This window comes from Psychrobacter sp. Ps3, from assembly GCF_022129275.1.
GTDB lineage: Bacteria > Pseudomonadota > Gammaproteobacteria > Pseudomonadales > Moraxellaceae > Psychrobacter > Psychrobacter submarinus.
The window spans coordinates 20,433-42,360 of record NZ_JADQAL010000023.1 but is presented as its reverse complement, the minus strand read 5'-3'; the positions used below and the strand labels follow the sequence as shown (position 1 = coordinate 42,360).

Below are 21,928 nucleotides of genomic sequence, written 5' to 3'. Positions count from 1 at the left end.
GACGCCTGATATCCACGCCCTAGAAGGACGTGGTTTTACGGCGCTGGATGATAAAAATGAAGTTAGACCTTCAAATCACACCGAATAATACTAGCGCTGTATAGGCTCTAAATATAGCATTAACCTTTATCAAACAGAGTGCGTCACACCGCCATCAACACGTATGCTCTGCCCCGTAATATATCCAGCCGCCTCTGATAACAAAAAGGCAATCGTTGCAGCAACTTCCTCAACTTTACCATAACGTTCCATCGGAACATTTTCACGGCGCTCATCGACCTCAGGCAAGCTATCAATCCAACCAGGTAAGACATTATTAATGCGAACACCTTGTGACGCATAGTCATCAGAGAAAATCTTAGTAAACGCACCCAGACTGGCTCGAAACGCTGTCGAGGTTGGGAAGGTTGCTGTCGGCTCTGTGACCCAAGTTGTAGAAATGTTGACAATAGCGCCGCCGCTTTGTGCCACCATGATCGGCGTAACTAACCGAATCGGACGCACCGCACTGAGAAAATAAACCTCCATACCTTGATGCCAGTCTTCATCGGTAATCTCTAAAATGGGCGCACGTGGGCCGTGGCCGGCAGAGTTTACCAGCGCATCAATACGGCCCCATGTCTCCATTGCTAGGTCAACTAAGCGCTGTACATCAGCATCGACTAAGTTAGAACCGGTGACACCGACACCGCCAAGCTCTTTTGCTAAGGCTTCACCTCTACCTGAGGACGATAAGATTGCGACCTTATACCCATCTTGAGCAAGCTTACGAGCGGCCGCTGCACCCATACCTGAGCCACCTGCCATAATAAGCGCAACTTTTTCTATAGTCATGATTTTCTCCATTAGTGATTGATTTATCTATCATAACTAATGGCTGCAGATATCTCGCATGATATTAAAAGATGCTAGACTGTAGAAAATCTATTGTCAAATATAATGTCTAAGGAATGACTATGACAAACGCTTATCGCGCTTTACCCTCTTTGAATGCCTTGCGTGCATTTGAAGCAGCAGGGCGTCATTTGAATTTTCGTGCGGCTGCCGATGAGCTTTTTGTGACACAAGGAGCGGTCGCTCAGCAGGTGCGTGCCTTAGAAGAACACATGGGATTTGCGCTGTTTCAAAGGCTGCCAAAGGGTGTAGCTCTGACTGCTCAAGGCGCAATCTACTTTGCAGAAGTCACACGGGCGTTTGAGATTTTAAAAAAGGCCACTACTCAAGTACTCAAAGAACCTAGGACGGTCACCATTAGTGTGACACCGACATTTGCCACTAAGCTGTTACTGCCCAACCTTTCAGCGCTAACAACTGCTGTTCCTGATATTGACCTACGTACTGTCGCCACCGAATCTATTGTAGATTTCGACCGTGATCAGGTAGATATAGCGGTACGGCTTACCCGTCCACCATTTCCTACGTCATTTGATGCGCAGTTATTGTTCAAACAAAAATTAGTAGCCGTTGCTAATCCTTATTTTGTCGCTGACATCACGCTTCCTATGTCACTCAAGCAATTAAAAGAGATGCCACTGCTACATGATTCACACAACAACTGGCCACGTTTTCTTAACACGGCAGATAAGTTGCCAGGTGCAGTATTCAACCAAACTGCGCTGGCTTTAGATGCAGCTTTGGCAGGACAAGGGATTGCGATTGCTTGTCAGGCGTTCGTGCAAGCGGATTTGTCTGCGGGACGTTTGCTACAAGTCAGTGAATTAGATCTAACCGTCGAGCCTGATTATTACCTTATTCGTAAACGCGCATCGGTATTACGACCTGCTGTCGATGCGGTATGGGAATGGTTTATTGAAAACTTAGTTGTTGGTTGATTAGTATGTAATAACTTAATGGCTATACCCCAAGGGAAACAGCTAACTTAACCCTCATACCTATTAACAGACCACTGAAAACAGACTGCTATAGTAGAACCACCTATATTAGAGCTTGTTTGATGTCAAAATAGGTATATCAATGAGTAAGTGACTTCTCAGCCATCTCATTAGCCATATTTAATGCTTGATACAGACTGCTGTCGTTAGCGCCGCTTTGCCCTGCTAGGTCAAGCGCGGTGCCATGATCGACAGAGGTGCGAATATAAGGCAGTCCTAAGGTTAAATTAACTGTGTCACCAAAACCGTGTGATTTGAGTACGGGCAACCCTTGATCGTGATACATGGCGATGACTGCATCACAGTTTGCCAAATGTCTGGACGTAAATAACGTATCGGCTGGCATCGCCTCAGAGATATTAACCCCGGCAGCGATAAACTTACGCAATACGGGATTGATAATCTCAATCTCCTCCATACCCAAATGCCCGCCCTCGCCTGCATGTGGATTGAGACCGCACACCAAAATACGAGGCTGCGTGAGGCCAAACTTTTCTCTCATGTCATCGAGGACGATTTGTATTGTTTGCCGCACATTATCTGAAGTAATAGCATCAGCTACATCTCTGAGCGCCAGATGAGTGGTCACTAGCGCCACTTTCATGGCTTGATTAGCCAGCATCATTACCACTTTGTCGCAGCCACTTTGCTGCATAAAAAACTCAGTATGACCGCTGAACATAGTGCCATCAGGCAGTTTGATATCGGCATCTATTAGCGCAGACTTTTGCAGTGGTCCGGTGACGATAGCAGCGATTTGTGCGCTAGTGGCAAGCTTGTGCGCTAGAGTGAGTTGCTGTGCGACCATCGCGGAATTATTGGTGTCAATACGACCTGCCACTACCGGAGCATGACAAGGTATATTGATTAAGGTAAAGCCGCTATCATTCAGCTTATTTTGCGCGCCTTCTGACGCTATAGTTTTTTCACTGTCATCTTTATTATTATCAAAATCGTCTTCTAATATTTGCCAATCGACCACTTGCCATTTAGGATCGTTTTTTATTGTGCCGGCTTTGAGCAATCTATCAGCGCGCGCGCTCATCGCCTCGTGGTCAGCCGTGACCCAAATGGGCCGATCGAAATCCTGCAGTTTACCAGCATCAGCAAGCATCAATACGACATCCATGCCTATGCCAGCAGGCTCTCCGGTAGTAATGAGTAAGGGCCGCTTAGCTAATAGATCTTGCATATCAAACCATCCTTTTATTTATAACACTTATATTTATAGCATTGATTTTATTATTTTTTTTATTACATCCTCTTAGTCCTTACCTAAATCACAAAAGCCAATGAAACAGTGAGTAGCGACTGAGCAAGATAAAGATACTTAACGATTATGGCTAAAAAAAGGGCATAATGTGTTAAACTTCGCTGTTAATTGTAGCATCAATACGCTGAGTTTTATTTTGCGTTTTAGAAGTCTCGGCACTCCTCACTTATCAATAATTGGCTTCAAACCTATAGTAGTTATTGCATCATTTTGTATTGTTTTTACTTTAATATTAGGCGCTCATGGCAGATAACGACAAAACCGACGACTTACTCAATCAGCAGCCCCCGCACAATATCGATATCGAAAAGGCTTTGCTGGCCTCTTTGATGAGTATTGAAGAGGCGTACGACAAGATTGCCGATATTGTTACCAAGGACGATTTTTATGCTGGCCGTCATCAGCATATTTTCGCGGCTATTGCGCACTTGGCGGCAGTGAACGAGCCTTATGATACGGTGATGGTACATGATTGGTTAGAGGCGCAAAAGCTTCTTAAGAGCGCCGGCGGCGATAGCTATCTAGCGGATATTCTGAGCCAAAGCCCAGCGACTCTATTTAACCTGACCGCTTACGCCCAGCGGGTTCGCGAGCTGTCGACGCTACGCCAACTCATTACTGCTAGTAACGATATGCTCAGCCTCGCTTATAACCCCAAAGATCAGTCGGTCAGCGATATTTTAGACAGCGTTGAGGCGACTATCTTTAGTATTAACGAGCAGCATAATAAACGCGCCGAACAGCGCGGCCCTGTCGGTATCACCTCGGTACTGACCAATGTCATCGACCAAATACAAGAGCTCAAATCCAACCCTGATGGCATGATAGGCCTACAAACGCCTTTTACTGAGCTGAATAATAAAACCCAAGGCTTGCAAGCAGGTGATCTAGTTATTGTCGCGGCGCGCCCCTCTATGGGTAAAACGACTTTTGCGATGAATCTGGCGGAAGGTATCTTATTTAATGAGGAGTTACCCGTTGTGGTCTTCTCGATGGAGATGCCCGCTGAGTCTATCGTTATGCGTCTGCTGTCTTCTTGGGGCGCGATTAACCAGACACATTTGCGCTCAGGGCAGATGAATGAAGATGAATGGGCGAAGATGATGAACGCCATACAGCATCTACAATCCAAGCATCTGTATATCGATGACAGTACGGCGCTACCCCCATCCGAGCTGCGCTCACGCTGCCGCCGTATCGCCAAAAACCATGATGGTAAAATTGGCGCGGTTATCGTCGATTATCTGCAACTGATGAAAGTTCCTAGCCTCGATGGCAACCGTGTGGGCGAGATCTCCGAGATCTCACGTAGTCTAAAGGCGCTTGCCCGTGAGCTTGAATGTCCAGTTATTGCGCTCTCGCAGCTCAACCGCAGTCTTGAGAATCGCCCTAATAAGCGCCCGATCATGTCTGATCTTCGTGAATCTGGTGCTATTGAGCAGGATGCGGATTTGATTATGTTTATCTATCGCGATGAGGTCTATAATGAAAACTCAGACCATAAAGGCGTCGGCGAAGTCATCATCGGTAAGCAGCGTAACGGCCCTATCGGTACGATACGCCTAGCTTTTGAGGGACAATTTACCCGCTTTACTAACTTAACCCCTGAATACTATCAAGGCGCGACTTTTGATGATGAGTAATGCTTGCTATTTACTTGTTCCGCGGCTTTGAACTCACTTAAAACTTATATAATCAATTCACTTTACAACCGATACGATGCTACTAGGATGGTTTTTCGTAGCCTCTGCAGTGCAAAGCGCACAGTAAGCAAAGAAAAACTGGTACCAGTAGCACGATGATACTATCGTATCTATTTTATTTTCGATTGAATATAACCTAAAACCCGCCAAAATTTTGCTAAAAGAAATCTATTATGCGTACCGCTACCGTCACTATCGATCCTCTTGCCCTCACTCACAACTTGATGCAAGCCAAACGCTTAGCGCCTAAATCAAAGGTACTAGCGATGGTCAAGGCCAATGCCTATGGTCACGGCGTCGCTATGATATTACCAGCCTTGCAGCAAGCGGATGGTGTTGGGGTCGCAAGCTTTACCGAGGCGCTTGAGGCGCGGCAGTTGGGCTGGGATAAAGCCATTGGTTTAGTCGAAGGGGTATTCAGCGCGGATGAATGGCAACAAGCTATCGACTATGATTGCAGCTGCGTGATTCATCATCAGCCGCAGCTTGATTGGGCGCTGGCGAATATCCCAAGCTCTGATAGTGCGACGCGAATAGTTTGGCTTAAATATAATACCGGTATGAACCGTTTGGGTTTTGATTATCAGCAGACGATTGAAGCGGCAAAGCAGCTACATCAAGCTGGTTATCAGCTTATTTTAACCACGCATTTTGCCAATGCTGATGATCGCAAACATCCGTTAAATGCGCTACAGATTCAGCGCTTTGATGAGATGCTAGCGCTATTAAAAAAGACTGTTAGCGAAGATGTCCAAGGTTCGCTATGTAATTCAGCAGGACTCGTGAACTTCCCTGAACACCACTATGATTGGGTACGCCCCGGTATCATGCTCTATGGTAGCTCGCCCGTCATTGATAAGTCAGCGTCCGAGTTAAATTTAAAACCGGCGATGGAATTTAGCGCTCAAATTATGGCGTTATCTACGGTCAATACAGGTGAGGCTATTGGTTATGGCAGTCGCTGGATTGCGGATAAGCCCACTAGAACGGCACTCGTCAGCATAGGTTATGGTGATGGCTATCCTCGCGCAGTAAATGACGAGACGCACGTTTGCGTACTGGTTAAAAGTAAAACAGAGGACTCAGAAAAAAGCAATCAAAGTGATCAAGGCTATACAAGCTATCTTTGCCCGGTGCGCGGACGCGTAGCGATGGATATGATCGTTGTCGATGTCAGCGCTCTGCCCGAAGCATTACCACTAGATAGTAAGGTGGTCCTTTGGGGTAATGCGCCACATGTCGATGACGTCGCCGCCCAAGCAGGCACTATCGGTTATGAGCTTCTTTGCCGCTTAAGCGCAAGGCCTGCACGTGTGCAAACCATATAATCTGTCTGATCTTTAAGCCTAGTCTATTATTCGAAATCTGCAAAAATTGGGCATTTACATTAAAGGTAATTACGCTATACTAAAAGTTTGTTATCTCCGCGGTCAGTGTGCTGAGGCACAACTACCAACACCGGCTGATAGCCCACCATTATAATTGACCGTGATCGACTGCTAGGACTGCTATGAGCTTGCGCCATTTTTTGACTTTATCTGATTTAAGCAAACAAGAACTAGAAACCTTAATCAAACGAGCCAGCGAGCTGCGTAAAATGCAACACGCAGGTGAGATTTATCAGCCTTTTGTGGGCCGGACGCTTGGCATGATATTTGAGAAGTCCTCTACCCGTACGCGTATTTCGTTTGAGACCGGTATGGGACAATTTGGCGGCAGTGCGATTTTTTTATCACCAAATGACACGCAGCTTGGTCGCGGCGAACCTTTAGAGGACTCAGCCCGCGTCATCTCGAGCATGGTCGATATCATCATGATTCGCACCTTTGGTCACGAAAAAGTCGAAACCTTTGCTGAGTACTCTAGTGTGCCGATTATCAACGCTTTGACGGACGACTTTCACCCCTGTCAGCTCCTCGCTGATATGCAAACCTTCTATGAGCATCGCGGCAGTATCGAGAACAAGACCGTCACTTGGGTCGGCGATGGTAATAATATGTGCGCCTCCTTTATGCAAGCGGCGAGTCAGTTCGGCTTTGAGCTACGCGTGGCCGCGCCTTATGGCTTTGAGCCTGATCCTAAGCTGATGGAGCGTTTCTCGCATTGCGTCAGCTTAGTCGAAGATGTGCAAGATGCGGCAAAAGACTCGCACCTTATCGTCACTGACGTCTGGGCCAGTATGGGTCAAGAGTCTGAGCAAAATACACGCGCGCGCCGCTTTGCACCCTATCAAGTGACACCATCGCTATTAGATAAAGCTGATCCAGATGTTGTCTTTATGCACTGCTTGCCTGCGCACCGCGGCGAAGAAATCTCTCACGACATGCTTGATGATCCGCGCTCCGTGGTCTGGGACGAAGCCGAAAACCGCTTACATGCGCAAAAGGCCTTGATGGAGTTTTTGCTCAAGGATAAGATTAAACTATCGGTTTAACTGATGGATAATCGATTTGTTTAAAAGCACATATTTTTAAAACAGATAGCAAAAAGGCAGATTACTTATAGTAGTCTGCCTTTTCTTAGTTTCAAGCTTCAAAAGTTTAACGATAAATAATGACGCCTATTAACGCGTTATCGTTTCAACCCCACTACCACTGGCTTTTAGTAAAACATCGGCTTGATTGGCGGCAAAAATACCATTACAAACCACACCCACAATATTATTTAGCTCTTTTTCAAGCGCTATAGGATTGCTGACATCTAGGTCATAAGTATCGAGAATGACATTGCCATAATCAGTGACAAAGTCCTCACGGTAGACTGGCTCACCGCCCATTTGTGCTAGCTGACGTGCCACATAGGAGCGCGCTTGCGGCAAGACTTCGATCGGTACAGGAAACGATCGGCCTAGTATATCGACACTCTTACTCTCATCGACCATACAGACGAATTTATTGGACGCTGCAGCGACGATTTTTTCACGCGTCAGGGCGCCGCCGCCGCCTTTGATGAGTTGCAGATGGGCATTAACTTCATCAGCACCATCTATATAGACATCAAGCTGGCCGGCAAAGTTTAGATCGACAATCTCGATACCCAAAGCACGCAATTTGTCTTCTGTCACCTGTGAGCTGGCAACGGCACCAGCAAGCTTGACCTGCGGCAATAGCTCAATCAGGCAGTTCACCGTACTACCTGTTCCTACGCCAAGTATCATGTCATCTTCGATATAACTTAGAGCAGCTTGGGCTGCGGCTTGCTTTTGTGCTTGCTGATCACTCATCATAAATCCTTGACAGAATAAACGTATCGTCTTAAAAGTTAAAAAGTTAAAAGGCGCGCATATTATAACTGATGCTTGTTAGATATGTCAGCGTAAAACCAATTCTAATAATGAGGTCTTCCACCCGGAATTGATAACTAATATAGATGACTTTTAAACCCCAGAGACATGAGGTAACCAAAACACTAACGCTAACAGCGTCGCTAATAATACTGGCGGCGTAATGAGCAGGCCGATTTTCATATACTGCCCCCAGCTGATTTTATAGCCCTTTTCTGCTAAGACATGCAGCCATAACAAGGTCGCAAGACTGCCAATGGGCGTAAACTTCGGCCCTAGATCATTGCCAATCACATTGGCATAAATCATCAGTTCACGAGTCGCTGCGGGTACTTGCGCGCTATCGATAGCTAGTGCACCTACCAAGGTAGATGGCATGTTATTCATGATAGAGGCCACAATCGCTGAAAGAAATCCCGTGCCTACTGTGGCGATGACATTGCCTTGCTGCCCTAACCAATTGAGTATTTGAGCACCATAAGCCGTTAGCCCTGCGTTACCCAAGCCATACACCACCAAATACATACCCACAGAAAACAAGACGATCTGCCAAGGCGCGTTACGTACGACGTCAGGGACAGAAACAACGGCATCTCGCCCGCCTTGCCACCAGCGCCCAGCGATGGCCATTAATACCAATGCCGCTGCTCCAGTGACGAGGGAGATAGGAATACCTAGTGACTCGGTGGCAGAATACGCAACCAATAACAATGCTAGTAGCGGAAAAGCGGCTTTAAACACCAGCGGATCTTCGATAGCGGATTCAGGTGCGCTCAGATTGGCAATAGAATAGTGCGTTGGTATTTGGCGCGCATAGACCACCCACAGCACTGCTAATGTCGCAATGACAGAGACAATATTGACCGGCACCATAACCGCTGCATAACGCCCAAAGCCAATATCAAAATAATTGGCGCTGACGATATTGACCAGATTGGAAGTCACTAACGGCAAACTTGCGGTATCAGCGATAAAGCCCGTCGCTATGATAAAGGCCAATGCCGATGGCGGCGAAAACTTAAGCCGTAGCAAGATGGCGATGACGATCGGTGTCAGAAGTAATGCCGCGCCATCATTGGCAAAAAACGCGGAGATAAACGCGCCCAGTATCACAATCATAGGAAACAACAAACGCCCTTGCCCGTTGCCCAGTCTGGCCACATGGAGCGCCGCCCAACCAAAAAACCCTGCCCTATCTAAGATAAGCGAGATGATGATAAGCGCCACAAAGGTAAAGGTCGCATCCCAAACGATATCCCACACCACAGCGACATCGGACAATTGCACCACACCAAAAGCCAAGGCGACCAAGGCTCCGCCCAGCGCACTCCAACCAATGCCCAAGCCTTTAGGCTGCCATATCACCAAAACCAAAGTCACGATAAAGATAGTTAATGCGAGCATGGAGCAACCTTATTTACAGCGTGTTGATTATAACTAGGAGATATTAAAGCGACTTTTGATTGACACGTTGCGACACTGCTTCGGCACTTTCCACCCGTTCTGAATAGCGATCAGTCAGATAAGCTGAGCGTCCACGAGTGAGCCACGTAAACTTCACCAGCTCCTCACAGACATCCACGAGGCGTAGATATAAAGGTGACATATCCATGCGATTGTCATCATTAAACTCTAAAAAGGCCTTTGGAATCGAGGATTGATTGGGGATAGTAATCATGCGCATCCAGCGCCCCAGAATACGCAGCTGATTGACGGTATTAAAGCTTTGACTGCCACCGCTTACTTGCATTATTGCCAAGGTTTTGCCTTGAGTGGGGCGTACGCCGCCCAGTGCAAGCGGTATCCAATCGATTTGTGCTTTCATAATGCTGGTGATGCTGCCGTGACGCTCTGGACTCACCCACAGCATGCCCTCTGACCACTGCGCCAGCTCGCGCAGCTCTTGCACCTTTGGGTGATTGCTGTCAGCATCATCTGGTAGCGGTAGACCCGATGGATTGAACATCCGCACCTCGCACCCATACCAACGCAGCAGCCGACTTGCCTCCTCAGCCGCTAACCGAGAAAATGAGCGCTCACGTAATGACCCGTATAGGACGAGTATTTTAGGTGGATGACGTGGGTCATTTGGTGCAATCAATGACTCAGTATCAATCGGTTGTAATTGACTGGCATCAATATTAGGCAGGTCATCTAGCTTTAACGACCCCTCTGCGTGAGGCTGATTATTATTGGCTATTGTCATGATAAATCGTCTCGCCGTCTTCTTTAGTAAAGCTGCTCACTGGATTTTCTAACAATGCAAACACCCGCTCTGAAGGTCGGCATAACGCTGCGCCCTTATCCGTGACCACGATAGGACGATTGATTAAGATAGGGTGCGCGATCATCGTATCGATAATATGGTCATCAGATAGCTCAGGATTGTCTAAGCCCAGCTCATCATTGATAGCTTCTTTGCTACGTAATAACTCTCTTGGCGAGATATCCATCTTTGCCAATAGGTCAACCAACTCGTCACGAGTCGGCGGGTTTTTTAGATACTCCACCACTTCTGGCTGCTCACCTGATGCCTTTATGATGGCAAGGGTATTGCGAGAGGTACCGCAGTTGGGGTTGTGAAAAATCAAGGGTTTCATAGCGATTTCACCTATTTTTTGAATCTAGTTATTAGGGTGTGCTTTACAGACTGTCTTTTTTATCAGATTTGGCAGCCTCACAGCCGCTTAAGCTATCTATGAGCGAAGCACACAGCTCTGGATGCCCTGCGCAGCAGTCTTGCAATAAAAACTGCACGACCGCCTCCATATGCGACAACGACGCGCGATAGATAATTTGCCGACTTTGGCGTTTTGACACCACCCACCCTGCTCGTGCCAGCACGGCTAAATGCGCGGACATGGTGTTATGCGGTACCGACAGCTGACGGGCTATTTCACCCGCAGGTAGGCCGTCAGGCTCTTGACTGACCAGTAGTTTAAAGGCTTTTAGACGCGTGTCTTGAGACAGTGCAGCGAAGCTTGCAATAGCGTTAGTTATTTCCATATGTCCGATAATACAGACATATCAGAATAATGCAATAAGTTTCGTTTATACCCAGTCAGATTACCGCCCTGTTCTATCAGATACCCAAACAAGCTGACTACCTTTTAACCGCCAAACACTCACTCCTGCCCAGTTCAGTATGAAATCACCACAAAACTGCAATTGTGTCTTGCAAGATAGGTAAAATCAGCATAGGCTAATCTATTTCGTTTTTATTGTTATCTATACTTTTTATCGACAATTTTTAGGGGTCATTATGCTATCACACTGGGTACGAGCCATCTTGCAAGCCACCGTCTATGACGTTGCTATTCAAACGCCACTAGAAGCAGCTCCCAAGCTGACCCAACGTTTTGCTAATGATATTCGCTTTAAGCGCGAAGACCTGCAGCCTGTCAAATCCTTTAAATTGCGCGGCGCTTATAATCGCATTAGCCAGCTGTCCGATGAGCAAAAAGCGCGCGGCGTGATTTGTGCATCAGCAGGCAACCACGCGCAAGGCGTGGCTTACTCTGCGAAAACACTTAATCTTAACAACATCATTGTCATGCCCACCACTACGCCAGACATTAAAGTCAATGCGGTGAGAGCACTTGGGGGCAATGTCGACTTACATGGTGACAGCTTCGACGAGGCCAACCGCTATGCGATCAACCGCGCCAAGACTGAGGGCCTGACCTTTATCCCGCCTTATGATGATGAGCTGGTGATTGCCGGTCAAGGCACCATCGGGCTTGAGCTCACCCAGCAGTGGCGCAACATGGATTATGTGTTTGTGGCGGTTGGCGGCGGCGGCTTAGTCTCAGGGGTTGCCGCATTTTTAGGCGAAGTTGCGCCGCATGTCAAAGTCATCGCTGTAGAAGCGGAACAATCAGCCTCGCTTAAAGCTGCCCTTGAAGCCAATGAGCGCGTTAAGCTTGAGCAAGTCGGTCTGTTTGTCGATGGTGTGGCTGTGGCGCAAATCGGTGAGCTGCCTTTTGATGTGGTGCGCACGCAAAAAAGCGATGGCTCCGGGCCTATCGTCGAACCAGAAGTGGTGACTTGTACTAACGATGAAGTCTGCGCAGCAGTCAAAGATGTCTTTGAAGAAAACCGCAGTATCGTTGAGCCAGCCGGTGCTCTATCGGTCGCTGGTATGAAAAAATATATCAAAACGCACGATTTGCAAGGCAAAAACTGCGTCGGCATCATCTGCGGCGCTAACATGAACTTTGACCGCCTGCGTTATATCGCTGAGCGCACCGAAATCGGTGAGAAAAAAGAAGCCATCTTTGGTGTGACCATTCCTGAGCAGACTGGCGCTTTCTTAAACTTCTGCCGTAGCCTACATGGACGTAACATTACTGAGTTTAACTACCGCGCCGATAGTCAAAAATCACCAGACTCGATGGAGCCTGCCTCAATCTTCGTCGGTATCGCCCTAAAAGAGGGCGAAAAAGAGCGACACACCATCAGCAAACAGCTGGCAGATGATGGCTATACCGCTCACGATTTGACCGACGACGACATCGCCAAATCACACATCCGCCATCTTATCGGTGGCCATGCTCATGTCGAAAACGAGCAGCTACTAAAAGTGGTCTTTCCCGAGCGTCCTGGCGCGTTGCTGACTTTCTTAGAAAAACTTGGCGATGATTTTAATATCACCTTGTTCCATTATCGCAATCATGGCGCCGCTGAAGGTCGCGTGTTGGTTGGCCTACAAGCCTCGATGAGCAACTCGCGTCAATTGCAAGATGCGCTACTTGATATCGGCTATGACTGTACTATGCTCAATGATAATGTCGCTTATCAGCTGTTTTTAAAATAGCGGTTTTTATAAGAGACCGAGCGCTCTTTTAATTTATAAAAAAAACACCATTTACTATCATAGTTTATTGATATTAATGAGGTTTTGATGCGTAAACATAACAAAAACCATAACCGGCCTAGCCATAGCCAACCTGAAGCGGTACGTATGCGTATTGATAAATGGCTATGGGCGGCGCGCTTTTATCGGACACGTACGCTCGCCAAAGAAGCGATTGAGAGCGGACGTGTGCATTATGCTGGTAGCCGAGTCAAAACCAGCAAAGAGATTGCCGTTGGTGATGAGCTACAGATTCGGCAGGGATCCGCGACAGCAATGACTGAAAAAACGGTCATCGTTGAAGCCCTAAGCGCCCAGCGCGGTAACGCCTCTGCTGCGCAACTGCTCTATTCAGAGACGGATGAAAGCACTGAGCGCCGCGCCTATTATGCTGAGCAGCGTAAACTGGCCAATTTAGCGCGTCCTGATAATAAGCCTAATAAAAAGCAGCGCCGAGAGTTGCAGCGGTTTAAAGACAAACAAGACTAAATCAGCTTTTAATAACGTCTGTAACCACTGATACTTTAGCACTACAGCCCTTATTATTACTAGCGTTTATCTCTTCGCTCTTCTTGCCTTTGTCATCATTTATCGTTACGCTAGTGGCTATTTTATAACAATGCGATTGATCGTTACGTTTTTACTTAAACACATTGTTGCTCAGTCATAGCACTATTCCATAATTCGTTTTATATTGAAAGTAGACGCCAGCTGCTCTTTTTAGGGGAGCTTGCGCGCTATAGAGTCAATACATAATCAATATGCTGATAAAAAAGGTTATTTTATGCCAATTAAAGCCTCTGCCCCCTCGTCTGTACTCTTGGTTTGTTTGGGTAATATTTGCCGCTCGCCTACCGCTGAAGAGATTTTTCGTCAACAGGCTGCTATAGCTGGTCTAGATATCAAGATAGACTCAGCCGGAACCGGCGATTGGCATATTGGTCACGCTCCTGATACGCGCGCGCAGCGTCATGCCAAACTCAACGGCTATAACATTAGTAAATTAGTGGCTCGGCAAGTGATTGCCGATGATTTTCGGAGTTTTGACTTAATTTTGGCTATGGACACTCAAAATCTAGCGGATTTGCAGGCGATAAAGGACGGGATAGATGAGCCTGAAGAGAGCTTAGCAAAACTGGCTTTGTTTAGTGAAGAAGATCCTACTTATGGCGGTGATGATGTGCCTGATCCTTATCAAGGCGAAAGCGAAGCGTTCGAGGACGTTATCGAACGTATTGAATCGAGTACGCAAGCTTGGATTGAGAGCTGGAAGACGAATTAAGGGGCTTATATAATATTCCTCCCTTGATTGTTTGGTTTACTGAAGATTTTTCGCATTTACTTTTAGATCATTCTTTATTAGTCGCATAGGACTATTTATGGCCTCAGTTTTACCACCTCGCTCAAGCGTTAGTGCGAATGACTTAAGCTTCTCCCATAATCTAGCACACGATTTGTCACATGCTAATACTATGGCGCTAGCTTGCGTAGCGGACAAAGCGGTGACTATCACTGAAGAGTCTCAGCTAGATGCGTTTATGGCGGAATTTAATAAACGAGATGACGGTCAGCTACCTTTATTTGTTCTGTCAGGCGGTAGTAACGTCTTACTCCCCGCGCAGCTGCACGCTATTGTGCTACGTCCCTTTATGCGCGGTATTGAGGTCACCAATCAGACCGCAGAATATGTCGATATCGAAGTGATGGCAGGAGAAAACTGGCATGACCTGGTTACTTATACCGTCGCTCAAGGCTGGTACGGCTTAGAGAATTTAGCCCTTATTCCAGGCTTAACCGGCGCCGCTCCGGTCCAAAATATCGGCGCTTACGGGGTACAATTAGAAGACTACTTACAATCAGTGCGAGCTTATCATTTGCCTACGCAAACTTGGCATGACTTGTCCATTGGCGACTGTCAGTTTGGCTACCGTGACAGCCTGTTTAAACGCAGCCCCAATACTTGGCTCATCAGCCGAGTGAGCCTGCGTTTGCATACCGATCCGGCGCGAGTAGCTGTTAATTATGGTGATGTGAAATTGGTAGCACAGCGCTATGCTGAGCAGCATAACCGGTCTCAACCTGCGCCTAGCGATGTGATGCAGGCCATTATCCATATTCGTCAACAAAAAATCCCAGATCCTAAGCAGCTGCCCAATTGCGGCAGCTTCTTTCAAAACCCGATCATCGATCAAGATCAGTTCGACGATTTGCAAAGCCGATATCCTGATATCGTTGGCTACCCGATGCCAGAGCAAAAGGTCAAAGTAGCTGCCGGTTGGCTGATCGAGCATGCTGGGCTAAAAGGCGGCGGCATTGCGCCTATTCTCACTCATCAGCGGCAAGCTTTAGTCTTAACCAATCACCAGCCCTACCAAGCGAGGCAAATAGATGTCGCAAAATCCCAAGAGTTTATTGGTAGCCAAGTCTATGATAAGTTCAAAGTCGCTTTAACCCGCGAACCTATTTGGGTCAATACTAACGCTAGTATTGGACAAAGTGGCCATGCCGACTAAACGACCATTGTCAAAACGTTTATGGCGTTATTATCTGCGCGCAGCTGAGCGTATGGTCAAAGTGTTTCGTATTATTAATATCACCTTTTTAGTGGGTTCTACTGCTGTTGTCTTAGTACTCATTAGCTTATTTACGCCGCTATTTTCGCAAGCCGTGGTCTACGTGCTGACGCGCCTGCCTCTCCCCAATGCCGCCTCATCGGCCATAAGCTCGCCGCCAACCGCTTATGTGGTACTAGGCGGCGGCTTGACTAATGATAATAATAATCAAATTGTTCTTAATAGCTACAGCCTGAACCGGGCACAGACCGCGGCAGCTGCGTATCATGATCTGCCCTTACCCATCGTGCTTAGCGGCGCAGAAGCCCCTTGGCTTGGCCAATGGCTACTTGAGCATGATATCGATGGTTTGATTAGCGAAAATGCCAGTATGAATACTTGCGAAAACGCACGTTTTACCGCGAAACGTGTGCCTTTGCATCATGTTTATTTAATCACTGATCGTTATCACATGCCGCGTGCGCGCAGGCAGTTTGCTCTAAATGGTATTAAAAGTACTGCTCTCAATGCTCCGTTGCCGGTTAAGCGAGATTGGATGGAGCCGGCGCAAAACTTGACCCATTCAAGGCGTGCAGTCTATGAGATTGCCGCCTACTTACGCGATATCATTCGCCCGCAGAATAACTGCCGTGACGCTAAAGAGGTAAGCACAGAGCAGCTATTAACCCCAAGAGGCAAAGCGCAAAAAACCAATGAGTAGCGATAACAGATTTTTTGCCTGTGCCTTTCTCCTAATTGAGTCTTATTAAGCGTATAATAACCGCTGACAAACGTTTTTTAGAGTTAACCGTTAGAGGTTTATGATGCTCAGTATCTTTTTGTTGATTCCTTTGAGTTTGATGCTATTTGTCGTCGCCATTTGGGCGGTGCGTTATGCGGTAAAATCCAATCAATTTGAGGATTTAGATAACGCCTCTCAGCGTATTATCTTAGAGGATCGTCAAGAGCGCCGCCAAACCATGCAGACTCATGAGCGCGCCACTACCCATCAGCAGACTGATGATTCAGATAGCGTATCGGTGCAACCACAAGAGCGCGATAAACTTTGAACCATTAAGGCGTTAGTCATACACGGCTGGTAGTCCTTTGATATGGTGTTATTTGACGATCAGCCGTGTCATATCATTAGACCAACTTTTTACTATTTTTAGGAGTTACCCTATGACCACAGCGTTACTTGTTGCGGCATTACTAATGGGATTTTTTGGTTCTCCGCACTGCTTAGGTATGTGCGGCGGACTGGTGACTGCTTTTGGACTGTCGATGAAAGATATTAGCCCAGCCAAGCGCCGCGCTCTTGTCTTTACTTATCATTTTGGCCGTCTGAGCAGTTATGCACTGTTAGGTCTGCTGGCAGGATTTATCGGTACGACGGTGTTAGAGCCACTCATGAAAGGCAATAGCTTGCCACGTATTTTACTGGGCGCAGTGTTGGTCTTTGTGGGTGTGACCATGCTTGGCGCGCCTTTTTTGAATAAGCTTGAGCGCTTTGGTATGCGCTTTTGGCAGTTCTTAAGCCCGATACGCCAAAAGGTATTTCCGCTCAATACTTATCCGCGCGCCTTAGCAGCAGGTCTATTATGGGGATTCTTACCTTGCGGCTTGGTGTACGGTGCCCTCCTCATCGCGGTGGTCGCTCATGATCCGCTCAGCGGTGCCGCCTTGATGTTTGTTTTTGGTCTTGGCACGGTGCCGATGCTGGTCGCCACCCATGAGACGGTCGGCTGGTTACGTGAAAAAATTGGCCGCTTTCATCTAAGACAACTCAATGGCGCTATTATGGTGCTATCTGGCTTGGCTGTCGTTGCCATCCCTATGGTCATGGCAAATATGCACGGTGGACACGGCGGTGGCCATGGGCAAATGGATCATGGCAGTCACTCAGCGATGATGTCTGATGCAGACAGCACAGCCCATCATGATATGAGCCAGATGGATCATGACATGACGCCTGCGATGGATAGCACAGTCGATCATAGTATGCATGATATGAGTGATGATGCCATGAGTCATCATACACACCACGAGCCGTCTTCGTAGACATCATACATATAAAATTATCGACAGCTAAGGCTCGTCTTTATTTCGAAATAATCTTATTTTACTAAGACACTTTAGCCAAAAGCCCTTAACCTCACTACTGAGATTAAGGGCTTTTTGTATTAGGGCGTGTCCTTAATTTAATTGCTAGTCATCTAATTGGGTTAAAAATAAGGGCGCGCCCGAGTCTAGACGATACATATCGCCCTACTCTTGCCACTGCTCAAGACTAAACTTAGTATCCAAATGCTTCTCTAAGGCTGGCAAGTTAAAAGCATCGTCTTCGCTCACAAAGCTGATACTAATTCCTGTTTGTCCAGCGCGCCCGGTACGGCCAATACGATGCACATAATCATCTGGCTGATCGGGCAAAGTATAGTTGACCACATGGCTGATATCGTCAACATGAATGCCGCGTCCTGCTACATCGGTTGCGACCAACACAGACGCATTCCCGTCTTTGAAGCGCTGCAAGTACTTCTCACGCTTTTGTTGAATGACATCACCCGATAGCATAACGGTTTTATGTGTTTGACGCAGCTTATGATAAAGGCGTTTTACCTGATCTTTACGATTAGCAAAGACTATCACTTTATCGACACTATTGTCTGCAATGATACGCTGCAAAGCAGCTAGCTTTTGCTCTTCAGTCAAGAGATAGAAATGCTGCTCGACCAGCTCGCTAGTTTTGTGCTCAGGCTCAATCTCGACAAACTGCGGCTCATGTAGCCAGCGATAGGCTAGATTCATCACATCTTGATTAAAAGTCGCTGAAAACAATAAGCTTTGTCGATCACTATTAGCTGGCATCCGGCCAACTAGACGCTTAATATCAGGGATGAAGCCCATATCGAGCATACGATCTGCTTCATCGAGCACCAATACCTCTACCCGATCTAAATAGACCATCCCTTTATGCATCAGATCAATTAGACGTCCAGGAGTGGCGATCAATATATCAATATATTTACGTTCAAGCTCATGCTGCTGAGTATCATAGCTCGTCCCGCCCATAATACAAACGCTATGCAAGTCAGTGTATTTGGTCAGCTCCACACAATCATCAAATATCTGCTGCGCAAGCTCCCGCGTTGGCGCCATCACTACCGCCCGCGGCTCCCCTAGATAGCGCGCCTCGCCATTATCAAAAGGTCGCTTCAGTAGCGCCTCTATAATCGTAATCAAAAACGTCGCGGTCTTACCGGTACCAGTTTGTGCCTGTCCAATAGCGTCTTGATGCGCTAAAGTATGCGGCAATATTTGCGCTTGAATAGCGGTGAGCTCAGTGAAGCCCAAATCTTGAATAGCGCGTAATGTCGGCGCTGATAGTGGTAAGTCACTAAAAGTGGTAAAATTACTCAAAAAATCATCCTTATAGGTGAAGCGTCTATTAATACGCCTACAGCCCATGCTGATCAGCACTAACACTACTTTCACTACGATTACTTTTAAAGTAATGATAGCGTCTGCTAGTACTAGTGCAAAGCAAAAGCCAATATCCTAGCTATAAAACGCAAAAGAGCCAAACCTAGTGGCTCATTTTACCTGTACATATGATTATACATACAATACGGGCTAAATGAGACAGGTTTGACTCGGTAGTATAGCGTAGTTGCTACCAATATTATGACAAAGCGCCATAACGTCTGCAGCGTCTACTCTTCTAGTTTTCTAACTTCTTCAGCTTGTAGGCCTTTTTCGCCTTCAACCACACTGAACTCCACTTTTTCACCATCTTTCAAAGAGCGGTAACCATCGCCTTGAATCGCGCGGAAATGGACAAAGATGTCCTCGCCGCCATCACGTTGAATGAAACCAAACCCTTTTGAGTCATTAAACCACTTAACGATACCTTGCTCACGAGCTGACATAATAAAACTTCCTAAACAGTGCGCTTAGCCCCAAATTCCTTTGCAACATTGCATATAAACGGGTACTAAGATAATGATATTAGAATTACAGACCCATTAGTTGCTATTATATCGTTGTAAGATAGCAACTAATGGTAGGCAGACGACAAAACTATTATTGAACTCACCAGTAATAAATTTGTAACCTATGTTGCTTAAAAATATCATAGCACGGGTTTTTAGTAACTTAAAGGCTTTTAGTACGATTTTTATGGGTTAAAGTCTTTTTGGATAAATTTTCAGCAATATTGCTTAAACTGTTATTATAACTGGTTACTAGCAAGTCAGATTTTTGTCGCTAGCGTTCTTTATCTTATGTTATCTACTTATTATCTCCTTTATTTATTGTTATTGAGCTATTTTATTTACTGAGGCCAGTATGGATGCATCTACTTATAACCGTAAGCTACTCGTAGTCAATGGCGTCAACCTAAACTTATTAGGCAAACGCGAGCCTGAAATATATGGCCATACAACTTTAGCTGATATCGAAGCACGCCTGCAGTCGCAAGCAGCCAAACATCATATTGAGCTTATCTGTATTCAGTCCAATCACGAAGGTACACTTGTCGATGAGATTCAGCACTATGGTTTGTTAGCGAATAAGGATACACAAGTCGATGCCGTCATTATTAACCCCGGTGCCTTTACGCATACGTCGGTGGCGCTCCGCGATGCTCTACTCGCCACACAAAAGCCTTTCATCGAAGTGCATTTATCCAATGTTCATAGCCGCGAGCCGTTTCGCCAGCACTCTTATCTGAGCGATATTGCAACCGGCGTCATCTGCGGCCTTGGACATTTAGGCTATCAGATGGCGTTGGAGTATTGGCTAGCTCACTTATATCAAGCAAATTTAGCGGATTAAGCAGAGTGTTTTAAGCCTAAATTTTGGTGATTAATATAAATAGAGTCGCTTGATTAAAACAAAAACGCCTTAATAAAAAGGTGACGACTCAATACTCTATAGATGGTGATATGAATGGCAAAAACGTCCGGAAAACGCTTTATGAAGCTTGCAGGTATGACCGCAAGCATCGCAGGTAAAGCCGCTAAAAACTCTTTTAAACATCTATCGAGCGATGAAGAAAAGCGCTTGCAAGCTCGATCAGAGCTGATGCAAGATGTCGGTATTCAAATCGCTGAGACGCTAGGTGAAATGAAAGGCGCGGTGATGAAAGTGGGGCAAATTGCTTCGCAATATAAAGACGTCTTTCCGCCAGAGGTTGCAGAGGCTCTAGAGAAGCTACAAAAAGACGCACCGCCTATGCCCTACTCGCAGATACGCTCGCAAGTTGAGCGCGAGCTAAAAGCGCCTATTAGTGAGTTGTTTGCTGATTTTGCAGAAACGCCTTTCGCCGCCGCCTCTATTGGGCAAGTACATAAAGCAACCCTGCCTTCAGGTCAAAACGTAGTCGTCAAAGTTCAATACCCTAATGTCGATGAAAACTGCGATAGCGACCTAAAGCAAGTACGAATGGCGTTGAAAGTCGCCGGTGTGCTCAATATGAGTCGCGAGCTACAAAATCAGCTCTTTGATGAGATTCGTAGCAGCTTATATGATGAGCTAGATTATATTAAAGAAGCGAGTAACCTCAGAGTGTTTGGCGCGTTTCATGCTAGCGATACCGGGCTTGTTATTCCTAAAGTGATCGGCAGTCACTCCTCAAAGCGTATTCTTACTTTGAGCGAAGAGATGGGCGAGAGCCTAGCGACCGCTGCTACTTGGGATAATGATATCAAACAAAAAATCGCTAAGCGTCTGTTTCATTTTAGTGCCGGGCAACTATTTGGCTTGTACCGAATGCACTGCGATCCGCATCCAGGGAATTTTGCGTTTCGTCCTGATGGCAGCGTCATCGCTTACGATTTCGGAGGTATCCGTAGCTATAGTGATCATGAAGTACAGCTATTTCGCCGCTTTGCTCAGCATGCCGTGCGCAGCGATGTGACCGCGCTTGAGCAAGATCTTATTGCGCTAGGCATACGCCGTGACGATGATACGGATATTCCAGGGGAGTTTTATAAACAGTGGCTTGCTATCGGCCTTAAACCTTTATCTATTGCCCCTTATCACGAAGGCGATTTTGACTTTGCAAGCAGTCAAGTCCATCACGAAGCGATCACGCAAATGCGTACTTCATTGAAGTACTTTAATCAGTTTCAGCCCTCAGCGACCACGATGATGCTCGATCGGACAGTGTCAGGACAATACTGGAATCTCGTTAATCTTGGCGTGGAGATTGATTTGTCGCCTTTGGTTGATGAATATCTAGAAGTCACGACAGCAGAATCCTCAGCAGCTAACCTAACCAAAGCAGAGTCGGTAGCACCTATCTCGCCGCAGCTTACTGAGACTCCAAATCAGTAGGCTTTAGTATTAGTCTTAGCATCAATTA

22 protein-coding genes are annotated in these 21,928 nt (G+C 46.5%); 13 read left to right on the top strand and 9 right to left on the bottom strand.

Features of this window, described 5'->3' with window-relative positions:
• Positions 1–129: 129 nt before the first annotated feature.
• Complete coding sequence (locus tag I3248_RS08465) at positions 130–834, bottom strand: SDR family oxidoreductase (protein ID WP_238063287.1); 705 nt, start codon at positions 832–834, stop codon at positions 130–132.
• A 122-nt stretch (positions 835–956) separates the two neighbouring features.
• Between I3248_RS08465 and I3248_RS08460 the strand changes: the two genes are divergently transcribed.
• On the top strand, positions 957–1,832 hold the full coding sequence (locus I3248_RS08460) for a LysR substrate-binding domain-containing protein (protein WP_238063286.1): 876 nt from the start codon (positions 957–959) through the stop codon (positions 1,830–1,832).
• A 139-nt stretch (positions 1,833–1,971) separates the two neighbouring features.
• Here I3248_RS08460 and pdxA read toward each other — a convergent pair whose 3' ends face one another.
• Positions 1,972–3,084, bottom strand: a complete 1,113-nt coding sequence (gene pdxA, locus I3248_RS08455) for a 4-hydroxythreonine-4-phosphate dehydrogenase PdxA (protein WP_238063285.1) — start codon at positions 3,082–3,084, stop codon at positions 1,972–1,974.
• Between the two features lie 323 nt (positions 3,085–3,407).
• Here pdxA and dnaB point away from each other — a divergent pair, with 323 nt between their 5' ends.
• The 3 genes from dnaB to argF all read left to right on the top strand — a co-directional run bounded on the left by dnaB (position 3,408) and on the right by argF (position 7,302).
• Positions 3,408–4,808, top strand: a complete 1,401-nt coding sequence (gene dnaB / locus I3248_RS08450) for a replicative DNA helicase (protein ID WP_201558253.1) — start codon at positions 3,408–3,410, stop codon at positions 4,806–4,808.
• 233 nt (positions 4,809–5,041) lie between these two features.
• Positions 5,042–6,196 (top strand): alanine racemase, encoded by a 1,155-nt coding sequence (alr, locus tag I3248_RS08445; RefSeq protein WP_238063284.1) that lies wholly within the window; start codon positions 5,042–5,044, stop codon positions 6,194–6,196.
• A 182-nt stretch (positions 6,197–6,378) separates the two neighbouring features.
• Entirely contained in the window at positions 6,379–7,302 is a 924-nt protein-coding gene (gene argF, locus I3248_RS08440) for an ornithine carbamoyltransferase (protein WP_238063283.1), read from the top strand.
• Positions 7,303–7,431: 129 nt separating this feature from the next.
• Here argF and rpiA read toward each other — a convergent pair whose 3' ends face one another.
• The 5 genes from rpiA to I3248_RS08415 all read right to left on the bottom strand — a co-directional run bounded on the left by rpiA (position 7,432) and on the right by I3248_RS08415 (position 11,157).
• Complete coding sequence (gene rpiA, locus I3248_RS08435) at positions 7,432–8,091, bottom strand: ribose-5-phosphate isomerase RpiA (protein WP_238063282.1); 660 nt, start codon at positions 8,089–8,091, stop codon at positions 7,432–7,434.
• A gap of 153 nt (positions 8,092–8,244) precedes the next feature.
• Positions 8,245–9,555 (bottom strand): arsenic transporter, encoded by a 1,311-nt coding sequence (locus I3248_RS08430; protein ID WP_238063281.1) that lies wholly within the window; start codon positions 9,553–9,555, stop codon positions 8,245–8,247.
• A gap of 43 nt (positions 9,556–9,598) precedes the next feature.
• Positions 9,599–10,357: an arsenical resistance protein ArsH gene (gene arsH, locus I3248_RS08425; RefSeq protein ID WP_238063280.1), complete on the bottom strand. Its 759-nt coding sequence runs from the start codon at positions 10,355–10,357 to the stop codon at positions 9,599–9,601.
• Positions 10,341–10,751, bottom strand: coding sequence for an arsenate reductase (glutaredoxin) (arsC, locus tag I3248_RS08420; protein ID WP_238063279.1), 411 nt, complete (start codon positions 10,749–10,751; stop codon positions 10,341–10,343). The genes arsH and arsC overlap by 17 nt, the downstream gene beginning before the upstream one ends.
• A gap of 43 nt (positions 10,752–10,794) precedes the next feature.
• The gene (locus tag I3248_RS08415; protein WP_238063278.1) at positions 10,795–11,157 is read right to left on the bottom strand and encodes a metalloregulator ArsR/SmtB family transcription factor; all 363 of its coding nucleotides are present in this window, start codon (positions 11,155–11,157) and stop codon (positions 10,795–10,797) included.
• Positions 11,158–11,413: 256 nt separating this feature from the next.
• Between I3248_RS08415 and ilvA the strand changes: the two genes are divergently transcribed.
• The 7 genes from ilvA to I3248_RS08380 all read left to right on the top strand — a co-directional run bounded on the left by ilvA (position 11,414) and on the right by I3248_RS08380 (position 17,619).
• On the top strand, positions 11,414–12,967 hold the full coding sequence (gene ilvA / locus I3248_RS08410; RefSeq protein WP_238063277.1) for a threonine ammonia-lyase, biosynthetic: 1,554 nt from the start codon (positions 11,414–11,416) through the stop codon (positions 12,965–12,967).
• 87 nt (positions 12,968–13,054) lie between these two features.
• The gene (locus I3248_RS08405; protein WP_201610595.1) at positions 13,055–13,495 is read left to right on the top strand and encodes a S4 domain-containing protein; all 441 of its coding nucleotides are present in this window, start codon (positions 13,055–13,057) and stop codon (positions 13,493–13,495) included.
• A gap of 295 nt (positions 13,496–13,790) precedes the next feature.
• Positions 13,791–14,288, top strand: a complete 498-nt coding sequence (locus tag I3248_RS08400) for a low molecular weight protein-tyrosine-phosphatase (protein WP_238063276.1) — start codon at positions 13,791–13,793, stop codon at positions 14,286–14,288.
• 97 nt (positions 14,289–14,385) lie between these two features.
• Entirely contained in the window at positions 14,386–15,519 is a 1,134-nt protein-coding gene (murB, locus tag I3248_RS08395) for a UDP-N-acetylmuramate dehydrogenase (protein ID WP_238063275.1), read from the top strand.
• Entirely contained in the window at positions 15,509–16,279 is a 771-nt protein-coding gene (locus I3248_RS08390) for a YdcF family protein (protein WP_238063274.1), read from the top strand. The genes murB and I3248_RS08390 overlap by 11 nt, the downstream gene beginning before the upstream one ends.
• Positions 16,280–16,382: 103 nt before the next feature.
• Positions 16,383–16,628 (top strand): cbb3-type cytochrome oxidase assembly protein CcoS, encoded by a 246-nt coding sequence (gene ccoS / locus I3248_RS08385; RefSeq protein ID WP_238063291.1) that lies wholly within the window; start codon positions 16,383–16,385, stop codon positions 16,626–16,628.
• Positions 16,629–16,740: 112 nt separating this feature from the next.
• Positions 16,741–17,619 (top strand): sulfite exporter TauE/SafE family protein, encoded by an 879-nt coding sequence (locus I3248_RS08380; RefSeq protein ID WP_238063273.1) that lies wholly within the window; start codon positions 16,741–16,743, stop codon positions 17,617–17,619.
• A gap of 207 nt (positions 17,620–17,826) precedes the next feature.
• On the opposite strand, the gene I3248_RS08375 is transcribed toward I3248_RS08380, so the two are convergent.
• The gene (locus I3248_RS08375) at positions 17,827–18,981 is read right to left on the bottom strand and encodes a DEAD/DEAH box helicase (RefSeq protein ID WP_201602399.1); all 1,155 of its coding nucleotides are present in this window, start codon (positions 18,979–18,981) and stop codon (positions 17,827–17,829) included.
• Between the two features lie 293 nt (positions 18,982–19,274).
• Positions 19,275–19,490 (bottom strand): cold-shock protein, encoded by a 216-nt coding sequence (locus I3248_RS08370; protein WP_025646588.1) that lies wholly within the window; start codon positions 19,488–19,490, stop codon positions 19,275–19,277.
• Between the two features lie 418 nt (positions 19,491–19,908).
• Here I3248_RS08370 and aroQ point away from each other — a divergent pair, with 418 nt between their 5' ends.
• Positions 19,909–20,397: a type II 3-dehydroquinate dehydratase gene (gene aroQ, locus I3248_RS08365; RefSeq protein WP_201558277.1), complete on the top strand. Its 489-nt coding sequence runs from the start codon at positions 19,909–19,911 to the stop codon at positions 20,395–20,397.
• Between the two features lie 114 nt (positions 20,398–20,511).
• The gene (locus tag I3248_RS08360; RefSeq protein WP_201558279.1) at positions 20,512–21,900 is read left to right on the top strand and encodes an AarF/ABC1/UbiB kinase family protein; all 1,389 of its coding nucleotides are present in this window, start codon (positions 20,512–20,514) and stop codon (positions 21,898–21,900) included.
• Positions 21,901–21,928 lie beyond the last annotated feature (28 nt).

What these genes read in the sequence shown, in the direction of transcription:
- aroQ (WP_201558277.1), top strand. Translation starts at nt 19,909, where the DNA reads ATGGATGCATCTACTTATAACCGTAAGCTACTCGTAGTCAATGGCGTC.
- I3248_RS08415 (WP_238063278.1), bottom strand. Translation starts at nt 11,157, where the DNA reads ATGGAAATAACTAACGCTATTGCAAGCTTCGCTGCACTGTCTCAAGAC.
- ccoS (WP_238063291.1), top strand. Translation starts at nt 16,383, where the DNA reads ATGCTCAGTATCTTTTTGTTGATTCCTTTGAGTTTGATGCTATTTGTC.
- alr (WP_238063284.1), top strand. Translation starts at nt 5,042, where the DNA reads ATGCGTACCGCTACCGTCACTATCGATCCTCTTGCCCTCACTCACAAC.
- I3248_RS08465 (WP_238063287.1), bottom strand. Translation starts at nt 834, where the DNA reads ATGACTATAGAAAAAGTTGCGCTTATTATGGCAGGTGGCTCAGGTATG.
- argF (WP_238063283.1), top strand. Translation starts at nt 6,379, where the DNA reads ATGAGCTTGCGCCATTTTTTGACTTTATCTGATTTAAGCAAACAAGAA.
- arsC (WP_238063279.1), bottom strand. Translation starts at nt 10,751, where the DNA reads ATGAAACCCTTGATTTTTCACAACCCCAACTGCGGTACCTCTCGCAAT.
- I3248_RS08400 (WP_238063276.1), top strand. Translation starts at nt 13,791, where the DNA reads ATGCCAATTAAAGCCTCTGCCCCCTCGTCTGTACTCTTGGTTTGTTTG.
- rpiA (WP_238063282.1), bottom strand. Translation starts at nt 8,091, where the DNA reads ATGAGTGATCAGCAAGCACAAAAGCAAGCCGCAGCCCAAGCTGCTCTA.
- I3248_RS08430 (WP_238063281.1), bottom strand. Translation starts at nt 9,555, where the DNA reads ATGCTCGCATTAACTATCTTTATCGTGACTTTGGTTTTGGTGATATGG.
- I3248_RS08370 (WP_025646588.1), bottom strand. Translation starts at nt 19,490, where the DNA reads ATGTCAGCTCGTGAGCAAGGTATCGTTAAGTGGTTTAATGACTCAAAA.
- dnaB (WP_201558253.1), top strand. Translation starts at nt 3,408, where the DNA reads ATGGCAGATAACGACAAAACCGACGACTTACTCAATCAGCAGCCCCCG.
- I3248_RS08405 (WP_201610595.1), top strand. Translation starts at nt 13,055, where the DNA reads ATGCGTAAACATAACAAAAACCATAACCGGCCTAGCCATAGCCAACCT.
- ilvA (WP_238063277.1), top strand. Translation starts at nt 11,414, where the DNA reads ATGCTATCACACTGGGTACGAGCCATCTTGCAAGCCACCGTCTATGAC.
- I3248_RS08460 (WP_238063286.1), top strand. Translation starts at nt 957, where the DNA reads ATGACAAACGCTTATCGCGCTTTACCCTCTTTGAATGCCTTGCGTGCA.
- I3248_RS08380 (WP_238063273.1), top strand. Translation starts at nt 16,741, where the DNA reads ATGACCACAGCGTTACTTGTTGCGGCATTACTAATGGGATTTTTTGGT.
- pdxA (WP_238063285.1), bottom strand. Translation starts at nt 3,084, where the DNA reads ATGCAAGATCTATTAGCTAAGCGGCCCTTACTCATTACTACCGGAGAG.
- I3248_RS08360 (WP_201558279.1), top strand. Translation starts at nt 20,512, where the DNA reads ATGGCAAAAACGTCCGGAAAACGCTTTATGAAGCTTGCAGGTATGACC.
- murB (WP_238063275.1), top strand. Translation starts at nt 14,386, where the DNA reads ATGGCCTCAGTTTTACCACCTCGCTCAAGCGTTAGTGCGAATGACTTA.
- arsH (WP_238063280.1), bottom strand. Translation starts at nt 10,357, where the DNA reads ATGACAATAGCCAATAATAATCAGCCTCACGCAGAGGGGTCGTTAAAG.
- I3248_RS08390 (WP_238063274.1), top strand. Translation starts at nt 15,509, where the DNA reads ATGCCGACTAAACGACCATTGTCAAAACGTTTATGGCGTTATTATCTG.